The sequence below is a fragment of the Pelomonas sp. BJYL3 genome (genome assembly GCF_027257975.1).
Taxonomy (GTDB): Bacteria; Pseudomonadota; Gammaproteobacteria; order Burkholderiales; family Burkholderiaceae_C; genus Roseateles_B; species Roseateles_B flavus.
Genome location: NZ_JANZKX010000003.1, coordinates 465,131 through 482,090, shown reverse-complemented (window position 1 = coordinate 482,090; position 16,960 = coordinate 465,131). Strand labels below are relative to the sequence as shown.

General features: G+C 66.8%; 18 protein-coding genes. 8 read left to right on the top strand and 10 right to left on the bottom strand.

Features of this window, described 5'->3' with window-relative positions; all coding sequences use genetic code 11:
• Positions 1-72 precede the first annotated feature (72 nt).
• From gspK to gspG, 5 genes are read right to left on the bottom strand one after another with little or no spacing between them, the layout of a single operon-like run.
• Positions 73-1,041 (bottom strand): type II secretion system minor pseudopilin GspK, encoded by a 969-nt coding sequence (gspK, locus tag O9Y01_RS11880; RefSeq protein WP_269631793.1) that lies wholly within the window; start codon positions 1,039-1,041, stop codon positions 73-75.
• 8 nt (positions 1,042-1,049) lie between these two features.
• Positions 1,050-1,847, bottom strand: a complete 798-nt coding sequence (locus O9Y01_RS11875) for a PulJ/GspJ family protein (RefSeq protein WP_269631792.1) — start codon at positions 1,845-1,847, stop codon at positions 1,050-1,052.
• Positions 1,847-2,227, bottom strand: coding sequence for a type II secretion system minor pseudopilin GspI (gspI, locus tag O9Y01_RS11870; RefSeq protein ID WP_269631791.1), 381 nt, complete (start codon positions 2,225-2,227; stop codon positions 1,847-1,849). Before gspI ends, O9Y01_RS11875 begins: the two co-directional genes overlap by 1 nt.
• A complete protein-coding gene (locus tag O9Y01_RS11865; RefSeq protein ID WP_269631790.1) occupies positions 2,227-2,676 on the bottom strand; it encodes a GspH/FimT family pseudopilin in 450 nt (149 codons plus the stop codon). The genes gspI and O9Y01_RS11865 overlap by 1 nt, the downstream gene beginning before the upstream one ends.
• A 20-nt stretch (positions 2,677-2,696) precedes the next feature.
• Complete coding sequence (gene gspG / locus O9Y01_RS11860; RefSeq protein ID WP_269631789.1) at positions 2,697-3,140, bottom strand: type II secretion system major pseudopilin GspG; 444 nt, start codon at positions 3,138-3,140, stop codon at positions 2,697-2,699.
• A 105-nt stretch (positions 3,141-3,245) separates the two neighbouring features.
• On the opposite strand from gspG, the gene O9Y01_RS11855 reads away from it, so the two are divergent.
• On the top strand, positions 3,246-3,896 hold the full coding sequence (locus O9Y01_RS11855; RefSeq protein WP_269631788.1) for a hypothetical protein: 651 nt from the start codon (positions 3,246-3,248) through the stop codon (positions 3,894-3,896).
• 60 nt (positions 3,897-3,956) lie between these two features.
• On the opposite strand, the gene O9Y01_RS11850 is transcribed toward O9Y01_RS11855, so the two are convergent.
• Both O9Y01_RS11850 and ilvA read right to left on the bottom strand, forming a co-directional pair.
• The gene (locus O9Y01_RS11850; RefSeq protein ID WP_269631787.1) at positions 3,957-5,075 is read right to left on the bottom strand and encodes a nicotinate-nucleotide--dimethylbenzimidazole phosphoribosyltransferase; all 1,119 of its coding nucleotides are present in this window, start codon (positions 5,073-5,075) and stop codon (positions 3,957-3,959) included.
• A gap of 90 nt (positions 5,076-5,165) precedes the next feature.
• On the bottom strand, positions 5,166-6,743 hold the full coding sequence (ilvA, locus tag O9Y01_RS11845) for a threonine ammonia-lyase, biosynthetic (RefSeq protein WP_269631786.1): 1,578 nt from the start codon (positions 6,741-6,743) through the stop codon (positions 5,166-5,168).
• A gap of 460 nt (positions 6,744-7,203) precedes the next feature.
• Between ilvA and O9Y01_RS11840 the strand changes: the two genes are divergently transcribed.
• Positions 7,204-7,626, top strand: a complete 423-nt coding sequence (locus tag O9Y01_RS11840; RefSeq protein ID WP_269631785.1) for an OsmC family protein — start codon at positions 7,204-7,206, stop codon at positions 7,624-7,626.
• A 25-nt stretch (positions 7,627-7,651) separates the two neighbouring features.
• On the opposite strand, the gene coq7 is transcribed toward O9Y01_RS11840, so the two are convergent.
• Positions 7,652-8,287: a 2-polyprenyl-3-methyl-6-methoxy-1,4-benzoquinone monooxygenase gene (coq7, locus tag O9Y01_RS11835; protein WP_269631784.1), complete on the bottom strand. Its 636-nt coding sequence runs from the start codon at positions 8,285-8,287 to the stop codon at positions 7,652-7,654.
• A 310-nt stretch (positions 8,288-8,597) separates the two neighbouring features.
• Here coq7 and O9Y01_RS11830 point away from each other — a divergent pair, with 310 nt between their 5' ends.
• From O9Y01_RS11830 to O9Y01_RS11820, 3 genes are all read left to right on the top strand, one after another.
• Positions 8,598-9,614, top strand: a complete 1,017-nt coding sequence (locus tag O9Y01_RS11830) for a porin (protein WP_269631783.1) — start codon at positions 8,598-8,600, stop codon at positions 9,612-9,614.
• 262 nt (positions 9,615-9,876) lie between these two features.
• Positions 9,877-11,004 carry a porin gene (locus O9Y01_RS11825; protein ID WP_269631782.1) on the top strand — a complete coding sequence of 376 codons (1,128 nt, stop codon included), beginning with the start codon at positions 9,877-9,879 and terminating at the stop codon, positions 11,002-11,004.
• A gap of 237 nt (positions 11,005-11,241) precedes the next feature.
• Positions 11,242-11,895, top strand: a complete 654-nt coding sequence (locus tag O9Y01_RS11820) for a DUF3047 domain-containing protein (protein ID WP_269631781.1) — start codon at positions 11,242-11,244, stop codon at positions 11,893-11,895.
• A gap of 30 nt (positions 11,896-11,925) precedes the next feature.
• Here O9Y01_RS11820 and lptM read toward each other — a convergent pair whose 3' ends face one another.
• The gene (lptM, locus tag O9Y01_RS23150) at positions 11,926-12,093 is read right to left on the bottom strand and encodes an LPS translocon maturation chaperone LptM (protein WP_442952759.1); all 168 of its coding nucleotides are present in this window, start codon (positions 12,091-12,093) and stop codon (positions 11,926-11,928) included.
• Between the two features lie 88 nt (positions 12,094-12,181).
• Between lptM and cyaY the strand changes: the two genes are divergently transcribed.
• Positions 12,182-12,541: an iron donor protein CyaY gene (gene cyaY, locus O9Y01_RS11815; RefSeq protein WP_269631780.1), complete on the top strand. Its 360-nt coding sequence runs from the start codon at positions 12,182-12,184 to the stop codon at positions 12,539-12,541.
• Between the two features lie 88 nt (positions 12,542-12,629).
• Here cyaY and O9Y01_RS11810 read toward each other — a convergent pair whose 3' ends face one another.
• Positions 12,630-14,981, bottom strand: a complete 2,352-nt coding sequence (locus O9Y01_RS11810; protein WP_269632130.1) for a penicillin-binding protein 1A — start codon at positions 14,979-14,981, stop codon at positions 12,630-12,632.
• A 302-nt stretch (positions 14,982-15,283) separates the two neighbouring features.
• Here O9Y01_RS11810 and O9Y01_RS11805 point away from each other — a divergent pair, with 302 nt between their 5' ends.
• Complete coding sequence (locus O9Y01_RS11805; protein ID WP_269631779.1) at positions 15,284-16,363, top strand: pilus assembly protein PilM; 1,080 nt, start codon at positions 15,284-15,286, stop codon at positions 16,361-16,363.
• Positions 16,360-16,959 (top strand): PilN domain-containing protein, encoded by a 600-nt coding sequence (locus tag O9Y01_RS11800; protein WP_269631778.1) that lies wholly within the window; start codon positions 16,360-16,362, stop codon positions 16,957-16,959. Before O9Y01_RS11805 ends, O9Y01_RS11800 begins: the two co-directional genes overlap by 4 nt.
• The last annotated feature ends 1 nt before the right edge of the window (position 16,960 follow it).

Sequence of the window (16,960 nt, the reverse complement as noted above, 5' to 3'; positions counted from 1 at the left end):
GCGGCCCGCACGCGTGCGGCCGTGTCGCTCCTGGTCCTCCGGCACGGCGCTCGCACGCGCATTCTGGCGAAGCTAGGGCGCTTGCAACATCAGGTTTACACGCTCCCTTGCAACAACACGCATCTCCAGGCCGTTGCGCCAGACCAGGGAACGCTCTTGCAGCACCCGCTCGTCCAGCCGCAACGTGCCGGTGATGAAGAAATAGGCCGAGGCGACGCCTGCGCGGCTTTCGTCCGGCGGCACGCCCTGGGGCAGGTAGCGCTGGATGTCGTTCTGAGACTTCAAGGGCTGGTTGATGCGGTCGCGCACGATGCGCTCGGCGCTGCCCAGGTCCATGCCCTCGAACAGCGCGGCGATGACCTCCCGCGGCGCGGTATTGAGGTTCACCGGGGTCTTCTGCGGCAGCAGGGTCACGAAGGGCTTGAGGCGCTTGACCACGTCGGGCGCCAGGCCCAGCCAGCTGAGCTCGTCCACGGTGTTGGGCATCAGCGGTGCCTGGTTCTTGTCCTCGATGAGCCCGGCGGCGGCGCGCAGCTGCTTGGCCAGCAGCTGGGCGGTGCCGGAGGGCACGCCGGCGCTGTCGCACAGGCGCTGCAGGGTGCGCAGTTCGGCGGCGGGGACCTGCTCGCCCAGGGTCAGGTTGCGCAGGTTGTAGAGAGCCTGGGCATCGCTCAGCTGACCGGACAGGAAGGCCTCGGGGCCGTCGACGGCCTCCTCGCCGGGCGGCTTCTTGCCGTCCTGGTCGGCGGCCAGGAAGGTGGACAGGCGGGCCTCGGCCAGAGGCACCGCCCAGACCTCGCCCAGGTGGTCGACGGCCTCGCGCTGATTGGCCCGGGCATCCTCCCGCAGGATCAGGCGGGCCCAGTCCAGGGCGCCCTGGAGGATCCAGGCGGACTGGGCGCGGGCCCGGTCCGCGGTCTCGATCTGCACGGCGCGGTACTGGCGCCAGATCATGGCAGCCGCGAGGCTGGTCACCAGGGTCACCAGCAGCAGTGCCGTCAGCAGGGCGGCGCCGCGCTGCCGGGGCAGGGCAGGGTTCATGGCGGGTCTCATGACTGCGGTCCCAGCATGACCTGGCGCAGCAGCGGGCCGCCATAGCCCTGGCCGTCCTGGAACTGCAGCTGCATGCGCACGCCGGTGGGCAGCTTCTTGCGAGCGGGGGCGCTGGGGTTCTTGTCCTTGTCGGTACCGGCCTCCGAGCCCTGGCCGCCCGAGCCTGTGCCCGAGCCTGTGCCGCTGGTCTGGCCAGTGCCGGTGCCGGTGCCGGTGCCAGGGCTGCTCCCTGTGCCGGTGCCCGTGCCCTTGCCGGCCCCTGTGGCGGGCGGCTGCGGGCTGTCCTTCTCGACGTCGTCGGCGGACTGCGCATTGCTCCAGCTGTTGCCCCGGAAGAAGTACATCTGCCAGCCCTGCACCCCATCGAGGGCCTTGAGCCGTCGCCCGTCCAGCACCAGGGCCTGCTGGCTCTGGGCCCAGGCTATCCGCAATTCACTGCGGGTGCGGGCGACGCGTGATTCCCAGCGGTAGAGACTGCCCTCGCGCACGCCCCAGGCCACCAGCTGCAGGCCCTCGGGGCGATGGCGGGTGATGCGCAGGGTGGCGCCGTCGAAGCTCAGGGCATCGATGCCACTGTCGCGGCCTTCCTCGAGCTGCAGAAGGTCCTGCTCCCACTGGGACAGCACCGTCTGCAGGCGGGCCGTGGACTCGAGGTTGGCCTGCGCGATCTCGCGGGTGCGCAGCATGGCCTCGATGCCGCGCCAGCCCATCAGCGCCATCACGGACAGCACGACGAGGGCGACCATCACCTCGATCAGGGTGAAGCCCTTGCGGATGCGGCGGTGTGCGTGCATCAGTTGCGCCCCATGATGGTGGTGATGCTCAGCAGGCCCTGGCCCTGCTCGTCGCGCATCTGGGTGTCGACACGGCGGAAGTTGGGGTTGGGTGTGGCTCGCACCAGCATGTGCCCGGTGTAGTTCTGGCCCAGCTGCTGGCATTGGAAGTCGGTCTCGCCGATGTCGGGGAACTGGCCCGAGAGGCGCAGCTCGGTCAGCTGGTTTTCAGCGCACCACTGGGCGGAGGTCATCTGGGCCAGCCGCGCCGCATGGTTGCTCAGTGCGCCCGCAGCCTTGAGGCCGGCCGCCAGCGTGACGGCCACGATGGCCAGCGCGACCAGCGCCTCGATCAGCGTGAAGCCGCGCAAGAGGCGGCGTGCGGAAGCCCGGTGATTCATCAGGGCTCCTGGGTCGCGGGCTGCACCGCGAAGGCCGACAGGCCGTCACTGCTGATGCGCACGCTGTAGTTGCCATGACGCAGGCGCAGCGCCTGCGCCGGGATGAGGGGCTCGGGCCCGAGCAGCAGGCTCTGCGCACCCTCGATCTCGGCATGCATATCCTCGCCCAGCCACTGCCGCGGCAGCTGGATGCGCTCCGGCAGGCCCTCGAAGCGGAAACCGCTGCCACTGGCGTCCTCCACCGGGCGCCAGCGGACGGGGAGCCCGGCCACACGCGCCTCGGCCCGCGCCGATTCCAGCAGGGCCGCCAGGCGCTCGGCCTCGCGTTCCACCTGGGTCTGGCTGCTGTCGCGCAGGGCGAGGGTGACGGAGACGGAGGCGATGGCGACGATGAGCATCACCACCAGGATCTCGATCATGGTGAAGCCGCGCTGGCGGCTGGCGCGCATGGGAAGGGCCTGCGGCGGGCTTACTGCCAGGAGCCGACGTCGGCGTCGTCGCCCTCGCCGCCGGGCTTCTTGTCAGCGCCGTAGCTGAAGACGTCGATCTCGCCCTTCACGCCGGGATAGGCGTACTGGTAGTCGCCACCCCAGGGATCCTTGGGCAGCTTCTCGAGGTAGCTCTTCCAGTTGCTGGGCACGGGACCGCTGCTGGGCTTCTGCACCAGGGCCTGCAGGCCTTGTTCGGCCGTGGGGTAGCGACCGTTGTCGAGTTTGTACAGCTTCAGGGCCTGCATGATGGCGCTGATGTCCCCGCGCGCGGCCGTGGTCTTGGCCTCGCCCACGCGGTTCAGCACCGTGGGGCCGATCATGGCGGCGAGCACACCGATGATGACCAGCACCACCATGATTTCGATCAGGGTAAAGCCGCGCACTTGGCCGGCACGGTAGGAACGGACGCGAAGGGATTGCATGACGACAGGAGCCACAAAGAATTGGACGAAGCCCCTGGGCATGGTTTACCCGGGGGCCATGGCGGCACTACAGCGCTGAATCATAATCGCCGCATGATTGCTCGATTGAGTGCCTTTCTTGTCTGGGCCCTGCTGGGTCTGGCCATCGTCTATTGGGGTATGGCTCTGGGGCTGCGCTCGCCCGCCGCGCCGGCCCAGACCGTGGCGGTTGCCGACACCGCGGCTCCGCGTTCGGACCTCAGCCGCCTGCTCGGCGCTACGCCGGCGCAGGCCGAGGCAGCGCCCTCGCCCGACGAGAGCCGCTTCAAGCTGATGGGCCTGGTGGCGCCCAAGCGTGTCGACGGCCATGAGCAGGAGGGCGTGGCCCTGATCTCCGTGGACGGCGGCCCGCCACGCACCGTGCGCGTGGGCGCGCTGGTCGATGGCGAACGCCAGCTGCTGTCCATCCAGGGCAATTCGGTGAGCATCGGTCGTCCAGGCCAGCCCGCCTTCACCCTGACGCTGGCGCCCCTGCTGCCGGCCCAGGGTGTGCCCATGAACACGCAGCCGCCGGCGACCTACGCCCTGTCGGCACCGATGGCACCGGCCGCGGCCCCCCTCGCGCCGCCCATGGGGGTCCAGCAGGACCCCGGCGTGGTGCCCGGCGTCATGCCGCCTGCGGCCCTGCCGCCGACGCGCCCGCACGCCGCCATGCCGCCGCAACCCAACCAGGTCCCGCCGCCGCAGCCGGGGCCCAACAGCCTGCCGCTGCGCTGAGCAGGAACAGGGACAGAAAAAGGCCGCCTCGGGCGGCCTTTTTCATTGCGCAGGCGCAGGTCAGGGGTCGGTGTCGCCCGGCAGGCCCAGCAGGCCGGGCCGGCTGCTGAGGCGCCCCGGGCCCGAGACCCGGACCGACGGCGGTGCGGGGGGCGGCATCAGCGTGTCGGCGGAATCGTGCAGGTCGGTCAGCAGGGCCGCGGCCGAACGCAGCATGGGCCAGGCGAGCAGGGCGCCGCAGCCATCGGCGCTGTCCAGGCCCAGCTCCAGCAGCGCTGCCGCGTGGAACTGCGCCAGCGCCTGATCGATGCCATGGTGCGTGTGGCTGCGGCAGAAGACCGCGTAGTCGGTGACGGGCGCGGCGATCATGGAGGCGGCCTTGAGCGCGGCGCAGGCCGGCAGGCCGTCGACGATGATCAGGTGCCTCTTGCTGGCCGCCACCAGCATGGCGCCCACCATCACGGCGGTCTCGAAGCCGCCGAAGGCCGCCAGAACGTCCATGGGGTCGACGACCTCGCGGTGCCGCGCCTGGCAGGCCAGCAGCAGGCTCAGCAGTGGATCGAGCTGGTCCTGGCGCATGTCCGGGCCGGACACGATGAAATCCTTCACCGGCAGGTCGCACAGGCGTGACATCACCAGGGCGCTGGATTCGAAGGCGCCCTGGCCCAGGCCGGCGCAGATCAGCACATTGCCGCTGAACTTGTCGGCGATTTCCATGCCCACGCGCACGGCGGCATGGGCATGCTCCAGGCTCATGGCCGGGCCCAGCCGGCAGTTGCGCGTGCCGTGGGCGATCTTGCGTGACTGCAGTCGGGGATTGGGCTGCATCTCGTCGGCGATGCCGCAGTCCACCACCGACAGCTGCAGGCCCTGCGTGCGTGCCAGCACGCTGCTGGGCAGGCGGTTGTGCAGGAGCAGGTCGGCATGCGCCTTGGTGGTCCGGCCCCACATGAGCGGCAGGCCGTCGACGGCCAGGCCATGGTCGGCCACGAAGAGGGCCAGGGTCGGATCGCGGAAGCGGGGCGTCAGGCTGTCCTGGATCAGCCCCAGGCGGATGGCCAGCGGCTCCAGTTCGCCCAGGCCGCCGGCCAGGGCAGCACGGCGCTGCAGGCGCTCGCTCAGCGCGCGGCGCAGCTCGGGGTTGGCTGTCGGGGAGATCAGGGACTGGTGGATGGACATGGACGCTGACGGGCCGGCGACTGGCGCCGCTGGCCCGGATTGTGCGTCAAGCCGACCGCCTTGCCTCCGCGAACTTCCCCGCTGTGGCGCTCAGCGCAGGAACAGCCGGTAGACCGGGTTGTCCGTTTCTTCCACGAAGGGGTAGTTCAGCGAGTCCAGGAAGCGCTTGAAGGCGGCGTTGTCCCGGCGCGGCACCTGGATGCCGACCAGGATGCGGCCATAGTCCGCGCCCTGGTTGCGGTAGTGGAAGAGGCTGATGTTCCAGTCCGGGTGCATGCTGGAGAGGAACTTCATCAGCGCGCCCGGCCGTTCCGGGAAGATGAAGCGGAACAGGCGCTCGTTCTCGGCCAGCTCGCTGCGGCCACCCACCATGTGGCGAACGTGCTGCTTGGCCAGCTCGTCATCCGTCAGGTCCACGGTCTCGTAGCCCTGGCGGCTCAGCTGGCGGATCACCTTCTGCGCTTCCTCGCGCTTTTGCGTGGAGACACCCACGAAGACATGCGCCTGCTGGCTGTCAGAGATGCGGTAGTTGAACTCGGTGACGTTGCGCGGCCCCAGCAGCTCGCAGAAACGCTTGAAGCTGCCGCGTTCCTCGGGGATGGTGACCGCGAAGACGGCTTCGCGCTGCTCGCCCACCTCGGCCCGCTCGGCGACGAAGCGCAGGCGGTCGAAATTCATGTTGGCGCCGCAGGTGATGGCCACGAATGTCTGGCCCTTGACGCCCTGCGCAGCGCAGTACTGCTTGACCGCGGCCACGCCCAATGCGCCAGCGGGTTCCAGGATGCTGCGTGTGTCCTCGAAGACGTCCTTGATGGCGGCGCAGACGGCGTCGGTGTCAACGACCACGAAGTCGTCCACCAGCTCGCGGGTGATGCGGAAGGTCTCCTCGCCGACGAGCTTGACGGCGGTGCCATCGGAGAACAGGCCGACATCGCTGAGCTGCACGCGCTTGCCGGCGCGCACGGAGCGCACCATGGCATCGGAGTCGCGGGTCTGCACGCCGATGACCTTGATGTCCGGCCGCACGGCCTTGATGTAGGCCGCCACGCCCGAGATCAGGCCGCCGCCGCCGATGGCCACGAAGATGGCATCAATGCGGCCCTCGTGCTGGCGCAGGATCTCCATCGCGATGGTGCCCTGGCCGGCAATGACGTCTGGATCGTCGAAGGGATGGACGAAGCACAGGCCCTGCGCCTGCTCCAGCTCCAGGGCGTGAAGATAGGCATCGGAGAAGCTCTCGCCGTGCAGCACGACCTCGCCGCCCAGGGCCTGGACCGCGTTGATCTTGACCGAGGGCGTGGTGGTGGGCATCACGATCACCGCGCGGCAGCCCAGCTTGCGGGCCGACAGGGCCACGCCCTGGGCATGGTTTCCGGCGGAGGCGCAGATGACGCCGCGCTTGAGCTGCTCAGGCGCCAGATGGGCCATCTTGTTGTAGGCGCCCCGCAGCTTGAAGCTGAAGACCGGCTGCTGATCCTCGCGCTTCAGGTAGACCTTGTTGCCGACGCGGCGCGAGAGGTTGCGGGCGGCGTCCAGCGGCGTCTCGATGGCGACGTCGTAGACCTTGGCGTTCAGAATTCGTTGCAGATAGCTGTTGCCGGCCGTAATCAGGGCGGGCGACTGCGGCGGGGTGGACGGGGAGCGGCGCTTGCGAACCTGGCCAGCCATCTGCGAACTCCAATGCGGGTGTTGCGGCACTGCATCATAAGCGGCGGCCTCCTGGCGGCGGCGGGGGCTGTCGGCCCGAGATGTCGCCCTTGAGCAAGTGCCCTGAGACGGTGCACGAATGCTGCCCCGCCGCCCGTGCGGGCAAAAAAAACCCGAAGCCTTGCAGCTTCGGGTTGAATCCACCATGGAGGCGGTGGAGGAGACAAAGGACAGGGGCCAGAGTGGTGCAATTCAATGCACAAAACGAGTGCGCATACGTTTGCGCCTTCGTCATCCCCAATGAAATTGATTCTATGTTGCGTGATGCTGCGGTGCAATATCAAAAGCGCCCTGGCATTGGAGCGGCATCTCTAGTTGGGCGATGGGCGTGAAATCCTGCGAATTTTCTTCGTGAGCCACCGCCAGCGCGGCGGCCGGCAGGCGGCGACGCGGATTTCGAATTGGGCCCACAATGCGCGCCATGGAATGCACGATCAATTGGATGGGCGTGGACGGCATGAGCTTCGTCGCCCAGACCGGCAGCGGCCACATGCTGGCCATGGACGGCGCGCCCGAAGGTGGCGGCCACAACCTGGCCCCGCGCCCCATGGAGACGGTGCTGGCCGGCACGGGGGGCTGCACCGCCTACGATGTGGTGCTCATCCTCAAGCGCGGCCGCCATGACGTGCGCGGCTGTCAGGTCCAGCTCAAGGCGGAGCGTGCCGCCACGGATCCGAAGGTCTTCACCGGCATCCACATGCATTTCGTGGTGAGCGGCAAGGCGCTGGACCGCGCCGCGGTGGAGCGCGCCGTGGCCCTGTCCCACGAGAAATACTGCTCGGCGAGCATCATGCTGGCCAAGACGGCTGCCATCACCACCTCGGTGGAGATCGTCGAGGCCTGACGCGCGCCGGACAGGCGCCACGGCCTCAGAGCCGGTGCGCCACCGTGGTCATCACGCGGGCGGCCAGGCGCATCAGGCCGGGCACCGGCGGCGGCAGTTCGGTCGCACCGGCGTCCAGGGCATGCTGCGCATGTGCGGCCTCGTCCTCTTTCATGCGATCCACGATCTCGCGGGAGCGCAGGTCCTCGGCCGGCAGGCGATCCAGATGCGAGGCCAGATGCTGCTCCACCTGGCGCTCGGTCTCGACCAGAAAGCCCAGGCTGATGCGGTCTCCCATCAGCCCGGCCAGGCTGCCCAGGGCAAAGGCGCCGCCATACCAGAGTGGATTCAGCAGGCTGGGGCGGTCCTGGAGCTCGTCCAGGCGCGCGCGCGTCCAGGCGAGGTGGTCGATCTCTTCTGCGGCGGCGGCCTCCAGCTGACGGCGCAGCGAGTCCTCCCGCGACAGCAGGGCCTGCGACTGGTAGAGCGCCTGCGCACAGACTTCGCCGACATGGTTCACCCGCATCAGGGCCCCGGCCAGCTGACGCTGGGCCTCGTCCAGCTCCGCGGCCGGGCTGTGTGCCGGACTGGGACGGCCCGCGGCGGGGCGGCCGAAAACGGTCAGCAGGCTGTGGCCAGCGGCGGACAGCAGGCGGTCCTTGAAGTCGAGGTGAGGTGACATGGCAGGGCAGGGAGCGGGAAGCCGGAAGTGTAAATAGGCTTGGGAATGCCTGCAGTTGCCGACGTCTTGCAGGGCATCTGGCGCAAATCCCCGCCGGCGTCCTTGTCTTGGTTCGTGACGGTCATATGAACATAAGCAAATGTTTGATCGTCGTTGCCACGCGACAACGGATGACAAACTGTCATGATTTCCAGGTGGCGCATCAGGGAAAACCTTTGGTTCAATCACGCCAACTTCCATGCGGCCTGCTGCGCGAAAGCCTCAGATCGTCATGGTTGCCTGACCCCTGATGACTCTTTCGGAGCTACAAATGAAAAAGACTGTCCTGGTGGGAGCCGTGCTGGCCGCCTTCGCTGGTGCCGCTGCGGCCCAATCTTCCGTGACCCTGTTCGGCGTGATCGACGCCAACGTGCGCTCGGCCAAGTCTGGCAGCGCCAGCATCAAGCAAGTCGGTACCGACGGCCTGAACGCCAGCCGTCTGGGCGTGCGTGGCACGGAAGACCTCGGTGGTGGCCTGAAGGCCGGCTTCTGGCTGGAGTCCGCCCTGAACCCCGACACCGGCGCCGCTGACGGCAGCCGCTTCTGGGGCCGCCGTGCCACCGTGAGCCTGAGCTCCGCCGACATGGGTGAGCTGCGCATCGGCCGCCACAAGGTCGCTGCCCGCCTGGCCATCGACGGCTTCACGCCCTTCGAGACCACCGGCATCGGCGAAATCACCAAGGCCTACTCGGCCCTGGGCAGCGGTGCTGACACGCTGAACCGTTCGGACAACCAGGTCGCCTACAGCCTGCCCGAGAACCTGGGTGGCATCTACGGCACCTTCGAGCTGGGCGCCGGCGAAGGCACCGATGGCAAGAAGTACACCTCGGCTCGCCTGGGCTACAAGGACAAGGAACTGAACGTCGCCGGCGCCTATGCGCAGACCGACGCCAAGGGCAGCAAGTACAAGCTGTCCGTGCTGGGCGCTTCCTATGATTTCGGCGCTGCCGTCGTGATGGCCACCGTGGCCAACACCAAGTTCGACGCCTACAAGCAGTCGATCTTCACGATCGGTGCCAAGGTGCCCGTCACCAAGGAAGGCTCGGTGCGCGTGCATTACGCCCACTCCAACGCCAACGATGCCGTGGCCCTGGCCAAGGTCGCTGACGACCTGAACATCCTGTCCTTCGGCTATGTCCACGACATGTCCAAGCGCACGGCTCTGTACGCCACCTACTCGCAGATCGACAACAAGGGCAACTCCAAGGTGGCCATCGCTGGTGCTCCGGCTGCTGCCGCTGGCCAGAAGTCCTCTGCCTACGAAGTGGGCGTGCGCCACAGCTTCTGATCGAGCCCTTGGCGGGCCACTGCAGCCCGCCACGCTCGACGTGCAAGCCGCCCTCCGGGGCGGCTTTTTCATTGGCGCGTTCCGCTGCAAACAGGGGGCGAACAGCAGGGAATGGCGTTGATTGTCAGCTCCAATTCAGCCTTGTCACCGCGGCGACAGGGTTAGTGCTTGTGGGTGGCCTGCAACGAACCGGCTAGGCCTCCAGGGGCATCTGTCACAGAATCCAATGCGACTCTTCATTCTTATAGCAGGAGACAGATTCATGAAGAAGGCTACTCTGGTTCTGGGTTTGCTGGCTGCCAGCGTGAGCGCTGCTTACGCCCAGTCGAGCGTGACGCTCTACGGCATCGTTGACGGCGGTGTGCGCATGACCACGAATGAAGGCGTGGGCGGCAGCGGCTCCATCACTCGCGTGGTGGGTGGCGGCTTCTCCCAGAGCCGTCTGGGCGTCAACGTGACCGAAGACCTCGGTGGCGGCATGAAGGTGCTGGGCAATCTGGAGCACCGCCTGAATCTGGACACCGGCTCGGCCAATCCGGCCCCGCTGCCTTTCTGGATGCAATCCTGGGTCGGCCTGCAGAGCAGCGACTTCGGTCGCGTGACCATCGGCCGCCAGTACAACGTGCTGTTCGATCTGGTCACCAGCACCTACGTTTCCTACCCCTATTCGCCCTATTTCGACGTCTACAAGCCTGAAGTGGGCCTGGCGCTGAGCGCTCGTGCCGACAACATGGTCAAGTACCTGTTCGAGCAAGGCCCCATTCGAGGCGAGCTGCAGTTCTCGGCAGGTGAAGGTGGCGCTGGCCGTACCTTCGGCGGCATCGTGCGCTACTCGGCCGACGGCATCTCCGCTGGCGTGGGCGCGCAGGACTACCGCCTGGCCTCGGGTGCCAAGATCAAGGCCACGACCTTCGGCGGCTCCTACAAGATGGGCGACTGGTACCTGAACGCCGGCTGGGGCGAGAACAAGGTGGATGGCACGCCCACCGCGGCAGACGCCGCCACCATTGCCAGCACCCTGCTGTGGGCATCGTTCAACAACGGCGGCACCGGCTACGACGCTGCCCTGGGTGGCAACGCCGCCCTGCTGGGCCTCAAGAAGCGCACGATGTGGACCCTGGGCATGGGCTACCAGATGTCGCCCCAGCTGAACCTGGGTACGCACTTCTACAGCGCCAAGCAGACTGGCGCCGTGTCGGCCCTGGAGCTGAAGGCCACGTTCTGGTCGGCTGTGGCTGACTACGCCCTGTCCAAGCGCACCGACCTGTACGCCGAGATCGACCGCACCTCGCTGACGGGTGACCACGCCAGCCTGAACAGCAGCGCCGGTACGCCCAACAATGCCAAGTCGCGCATGGGTTACACGGTGGGCATCCGCCACCGCTTCTGATCTGCGCACTTCTTCGCGCAATCCAGGGCCCTTCGGGGCCCTTTTTCATCGTGTCTACCGATGTTGTGCATAGCATCACGGCGCTGGGACGCGAAGCAGCTAGTCTTGGCTGCAGCGGGTCTGGAGCAGTACATGAGCGCCTTCAGGAAATGGTTGTTGTTGGGTTGGGTGTTGAGCCTGGTGGCTTGCGCCCATCGTCCCGCCTCGGAGCCGGCCCAGACCGCGCCTGAGGCGGGCATGGCTGCCTTGCCACAGGACTGGTCAGTCCGTGAGCTGCCAGGCAAGGCGCGCACGCACTACAGCATGAACGAGCGGGCCAGCCGGCCCTGTGTGCAGGCAAACGCCCGCGGCTCGGCCAGCCTGCTGCGCCGGCGGCTCAATCTGCCCGCCGAGCAGTTGCAGGAAGTTCGCTTTGAATGGTGGATAGATCGCTTCGAATCCAGCCGGGAGGTGGACGATCCCGACATCGACGACGCGCCCGCGAGCCTGGTGCTGGCCTTCGACGGCGATGTAGGCCAGCTGTCACTGCGCAATCGCATGCTGTTCGAGCTGGCGCAGACCATCATGGGCGAAGCGCCGCCCTATGCCACGCTGATGTACGTCTGGGACGCCAAGGCGGCACCCGGGACGGTCAAGGTCAGCCCGCGCAGCGACCGCATCCGCAAGATCGTCATCGGCTCCGGCCATGACAAGCGGGGCGGCTGGCTCAGCTTCAGCCGCAACGTGGCGGAGGACTACCGGCTGGCCTTTGGCGAGGCGGCCGGTCCGCTGGTCGGGGCGGCGCTGATGACTGATGCCGACAATGGCCATGGCTCTGCGCAGGCCTGCTATGGCCCCGTGCAGTTCCTGGATGCGGCCTACCGGGACCTGCCAGGCAGCCTTCGGTTCTGAGACCCCGCCCGGCGGTGTGACGGTCCTGGTTCAGCGCGCGGGGCTGGATGCGGCCGCTTGGGTGGCAGGCGCCGCGGCGGGCGTCGTGGCCGGGGCCTTGGCCGGCGGCAAGCTCAGGGGGCCTTTCTGCCCGCAACCCGGAAGCCCCAGCACCGCGCACAGCAGCGACGCCGCCATGACGGCTCGGCGCGACCGCATCGACGGCAGGGCCATGCGGGCCAGGCGGCCCGGCATGGCGACTAAACTGGCATCTTGATCAGTCTTCATAGCTGCAAGTTTATCGGTCATGAGTGCTCTCACCGCCACGCCCCTTGATGATGCCGACTACCACGCGCGCACCGACGCGATCCTGCAGGGCATCGAGTCCCGGATCGACGCCTGGCTGGACGGCGACGTAATCGACATCGACACCCACCGCACCGGCGGGCTGCTGGAGCTCAGCTTCCCCAATCGCAGCAAGATCATCATCAACACGCAGCCGCCCCTCCAGGAGCTCTGGGTGGCCGCCAAGGCGGGCGGCTTTCATTTCCGCTACGTGGACGGGCGCTGGCTGGAGCGGGGCGGTCGCGAGTTCCATGCCCTGCTGTCCGAGGAAGCCTCGGCTCAGGCCGGGCAGACGCTGCGTTTCGAGGCCGTTCAGGCCTGAACGGGCTTGGCGCTTGGGGCGCCGGCATCCGGTCCATGACAAAGGCCGCCCTGGGGCGGCCTTTGCACTGTGAGGGGCCTGTCGGCGCTCAGCGCCTGAACAGGTCCAGGATGCTCTTCTTTTCCTCGTCACTCGCGGGGGGCGGAATGCCCGCATCGTTGCTCAGGGCGCGGACGCCCGAGGTGCCGGCGTACTCGTCATAGAACCACTCGCCGTTGACCTGCACCACGCCCTCGGGCGGCGGGATCTCGGCCACGGGGACGTTCTTCAGGGCGAAGCCCATGAACTCGATCCAGACTGGCAGGGACAGGCCGCCACCGGTCTCGCGATCGCCCAGTTTGCGCGGCTGGTCATAGCCGATCCACACCACCGCGACCAGGCTCTGCTGATAGCCGGCGAACCAGGCATCCATGGAGTCGTTGGTCGTGCCGGTCTTGCCGTAGATGTCAGGACGCTTGAGCAGGGCCTGCGCCTTGGCCGCCGTGCCGCTGCGCGTGACCTCCTGCAGCAGGCTGCTCATCAGGAAGGCATTGCGGGGCTCCACCGCCCGGGCGTCGTCGCCCAGGGGGCGGGGCTGGGCCTCGTACAGCACGCGGCCCTTGTGGTCCGTCAGCTTGGCGATCAGCTGCGGCGAGACCCGGTAGCCGCCGTTGGCGAAAACGGCATAGCCCTGCGCCATCTGCATGGGGGTCACCGAGCCGGCCCCCAGTGCCATGGTCAGGTAGGCGGGGTGCTTCTCGGCCTCGAAGCCGAAGCGGGTGATCCAGTCCTGCGCGTAATGCACGCCAATGGACTGCAGCACGCGGATGGACACCATGTTCTTCGACTTGGCCAGCGCCTTGCGCAGGGGCAGGGGGCCGTCGAAGGTGCCGTCATAGTTCTTGGGCTCCCAGGGCTGGCTGCCCGTGGTGGTGGCGTCGAAGAAGAGCGGGGCGTCGTTGACCACCGTCGCGGGCGTGAAGCCCTTCTCGAGGGCCGCCGAGTAGATGAAGGGCTTGAAGCTGGATCCCGGCTGGCGCCAGGCCTGGGTGACATGGTTGAACTTGTTCTTGTTGTAGTCGAAGCCGCCGACCATGGCGTGGATGCGCCCGTCCCGCGGGTCCATGGCGACGAAGGCCCCTTCGACTTCGGGCAGCTGGGTGATGCTCCAGTCTCCCTTGGGCAGCTTCAGCACGCGGATGATGGCGCCGCGGCGGATGCGGGTCTTGGGGTTGCCGCGCTCCGACAGGCCGGAGGTGGCCGGCTTGAGGCCTTCGCCGGTGATGGTCAGGCTTTCGCCGCTCTGCAGCACGGCCACCACTTTCTTGGGGTCCGCCTCGAGCACGGCGGCGGCCAGCAGCTCGTCGTTGGCCGGATGGTCGGCCAGCGCTTCGGCGATGCGCACGTCCATGTCCTTGGGGTCGGCCGGCAGGTCGATATAGGCCTCGGGGCCGCGGTAGACCTGGCGACGCTCGAAGTCCATGATGCCCCGGCGAAGTGCGCGGTAGGCCACCATCTGCTCGTCATGGCGCAGGGTCAGGTAGACGTCCAGTCCGCGGCTGTAGGCCTCGTCGCCGTACTGGCTGAAGATCAGCTGGCGTGCGGCCTCGGCCACGTACTCGGCATGGCTGGTGGTGTCGCTGAGCGAGCGATAGCGCAGCACCTCGCTCTTGGCCTGGGCGTGCTGTTCCTCGGTGATGTAGCCGTTCTCCAGCATGCGATCGATGATGTACTGCTGGCGGATCTTGGCGCGGCGCGGATTGTTGATGGGGTTGTAGGCCGACGGCGCCTTGGGCAGGCCGGCCAGCATGGCGGCCTCGGCCACGGTGATGTCCTTGAGCGGCTTGCCGAAGTAGACCTCGCTGGCGGCCGCAAAGCCGTAGGCCTTGTGCCCCAGGAAGATCTGGTTCATGTAGATCTCGAGGATCTGCTCCTTGCTCAGGGCCGATTCGATCTTGAGCGCCAGCAGGATCTCGTAGATCTTGCGCGTCATGGTCTTCTCGGTCGAGAGATAGAAGTTGCGTGCCACCTGCATGGTGATGGTGGAGGCGCCCTGGCTGCGCGCCTCGCCCACGTTGGCCAGGCCGGCGCGGATCACGCCCAGATAGTCGACGCCGCCATGCTGGTAGAAGCGCGCATCCTCGATGGCAAGAATGGCGTCCTGCATCACCTTGGGGATGACCTTGATGGGCTGGTAGTTGCGCCGCTCCTCGCCGAACTCGGCCAGCACCACGCCGTCAGAGGAGATGACGCGCAGCGGCAGCTTGGGGCGGTAATCCGTCAGGCCCGAGATGTCCGGCAGATTGGGGTAGGCCATGGCCAGGCCCAGCGCCAGCAGCAAGGCGACTGCAGCGGTGCCGCCAAGGGCCAGGCCGCCGAGCCACATCAGGGGCCGCCAGAGGAATCGGTGGCGTGGTGTGTGGTGACGACGCGACGCCGTCGGGCCATCCTTCGCGTCCATCTCTGGCGTAGTGGACACGTTTGATGATTTGGATTTGCTCATGGGGCTCCAGTGAGGGCAAATCATTATAGAAACGGCACTCTGCTGCGCTTTGAATCACCGCTCCTCCTTTCGAAGGTCTGGAACCGTTACGAAAGGGCTTCTTTTCGGGGACAGATGGGCGTAGAAAGCCGTGTATGTTTCGCAACGTGGTGTTACGTGCTGGCAGCCGTTTTTCGAACGGTGTCATAGGCTTTACTGCTAGCATTCAAGTAACTTATTAACAATCCGACGCCTGCAAAGCGTGTTGGGGGAACCGCGTCATGGGAATTCTTGACGTACTGCTGGGTCGCAAGCATCCGCCCGTGATTGGCTTGGACATCAGCTCATCCAGCGTCAAGCTGGTCGAGCTCAGTCAGAACAAAAATGGCGAGATGGTGCTTGAGCGCTTCGCGATGGAGTCGTTCGAGAAGGGCTGGATCGCCGACGGCCAGATCGAAAAATTCGACGAAGTGGCTGACGCCGTGCGTCGGGTGGTGGCCCGCAGTGGTACCAAGACGCGTGATGCCGTGCTGGCCATGCCTCAATCGGCGGTGATCACCAAGAAGATCATGCTGCCTGCAGGTCTGCGGGAAGAAGAGCTGGAACTCCAGGTCGAAGCCGAGGCCAATCAGTACATTCCGTTCTCGCTGGATGAAGTCAGCCTGGACTTCTGCGTGCTGGGCCCCAGCCCGACATCGGTCGGCGACGTGGAAGTGCTGATCGCCGCCTCGCGCAAAGACAAGGTCCAGGACCGTCAGGGCCTGGCCGAGGCCGCTGGCCTGCGTCCCGTGGTGCTGGACATCGAATCCCACGCCTCGCGTCTGGCCATGGGCCGCCTGGTCGCCGCCCTGCCGGGCGAAGGCAAGGATGCCCTGGTGGCGCTGTTCGAGATCGGAGCGGACACCACCAGCCTGAAGGTGCTGCGTGACGATGAAATGCTCTACGACCGCGATCAGGCCTTTGGCGGCTCGCAGCTGACGCAGCTCATCTCGCGCCAGTACGGCTTCTCCTTCGAGGAGGCCGAGCAGAAGAAGCTGGCCAATGAACTGCCCGAGGACTTCGAGACCGTGGTGCTGCAGCCCTTCGTCGACAGCCTGTCCCAGGAGATCGGCCGTGCGCTGCAGTACTTCTTCACCAGCACCCCGCATCACAAGGTGCACTACGTGATGTTGGCTGGCGGGACCGCCACGCTGCCCGGGCTCAAGGATCGTGTCACGGAGCTGACCGGCTTTGCCTGCATGGTGGTCAACCCATTCGAGAGCATGGAGCTGGGCTCGGCTGTGCGCGAGTCCAAGCTTCGTCGTGAGGCTCCGGCTTACCTGACCGCCTGCGGGCTTGCGATGCGGAGGTTCTTCCAGTGATTTTGATCAACCTCCTTCCGCATCGTGCGGAGAAGCGCAAGCGTCGCAAGACGGCCTTCTTCGTCTGGCTGGGATTGTCGGTGGTCTTCGGCGGGCTGATTGTCGGCGCCGGGCTGCTGCTGCTTCAGCAACTGACGGACCAGCAGATTGCCCGCAACGAATACTTGAAGCGTGAGAACAAGCTGCTGGATGACCAGATCAAGGACATCGCCACCCTCAAGGCTGAGATCGAGGGCCTGAAGTCCCGCCAGAAGGCCGTTGAGGATCTGCAGACGGATCGCAACATGCCGGTGCACCTGCTCAACGAGCTGGTGCGGCAGGTGCCCGAAGGCATCTTCCTGACCAGCATCCGTCAGCTTGACAAAGTGGTGACCGTCAACGGTCTGGCTCAGACCCAGGACCGGGTCTCGGAGTTCATCCGCAATACCTCGCGGTCTTCCGAGTGGCTCTTCAATCCGGATCTCGTCGAAATCCGTCAGGCCGCTGTCGTGAACTCCAAGGACCAGAAGCGGCTGTTCGAATTCACGATGCGTGTCTCCATCAAGGCTCCGGTGGCGGAAACGCCGGCCAAGGGGCAGCCTCCCAAGAAGCCCTGAC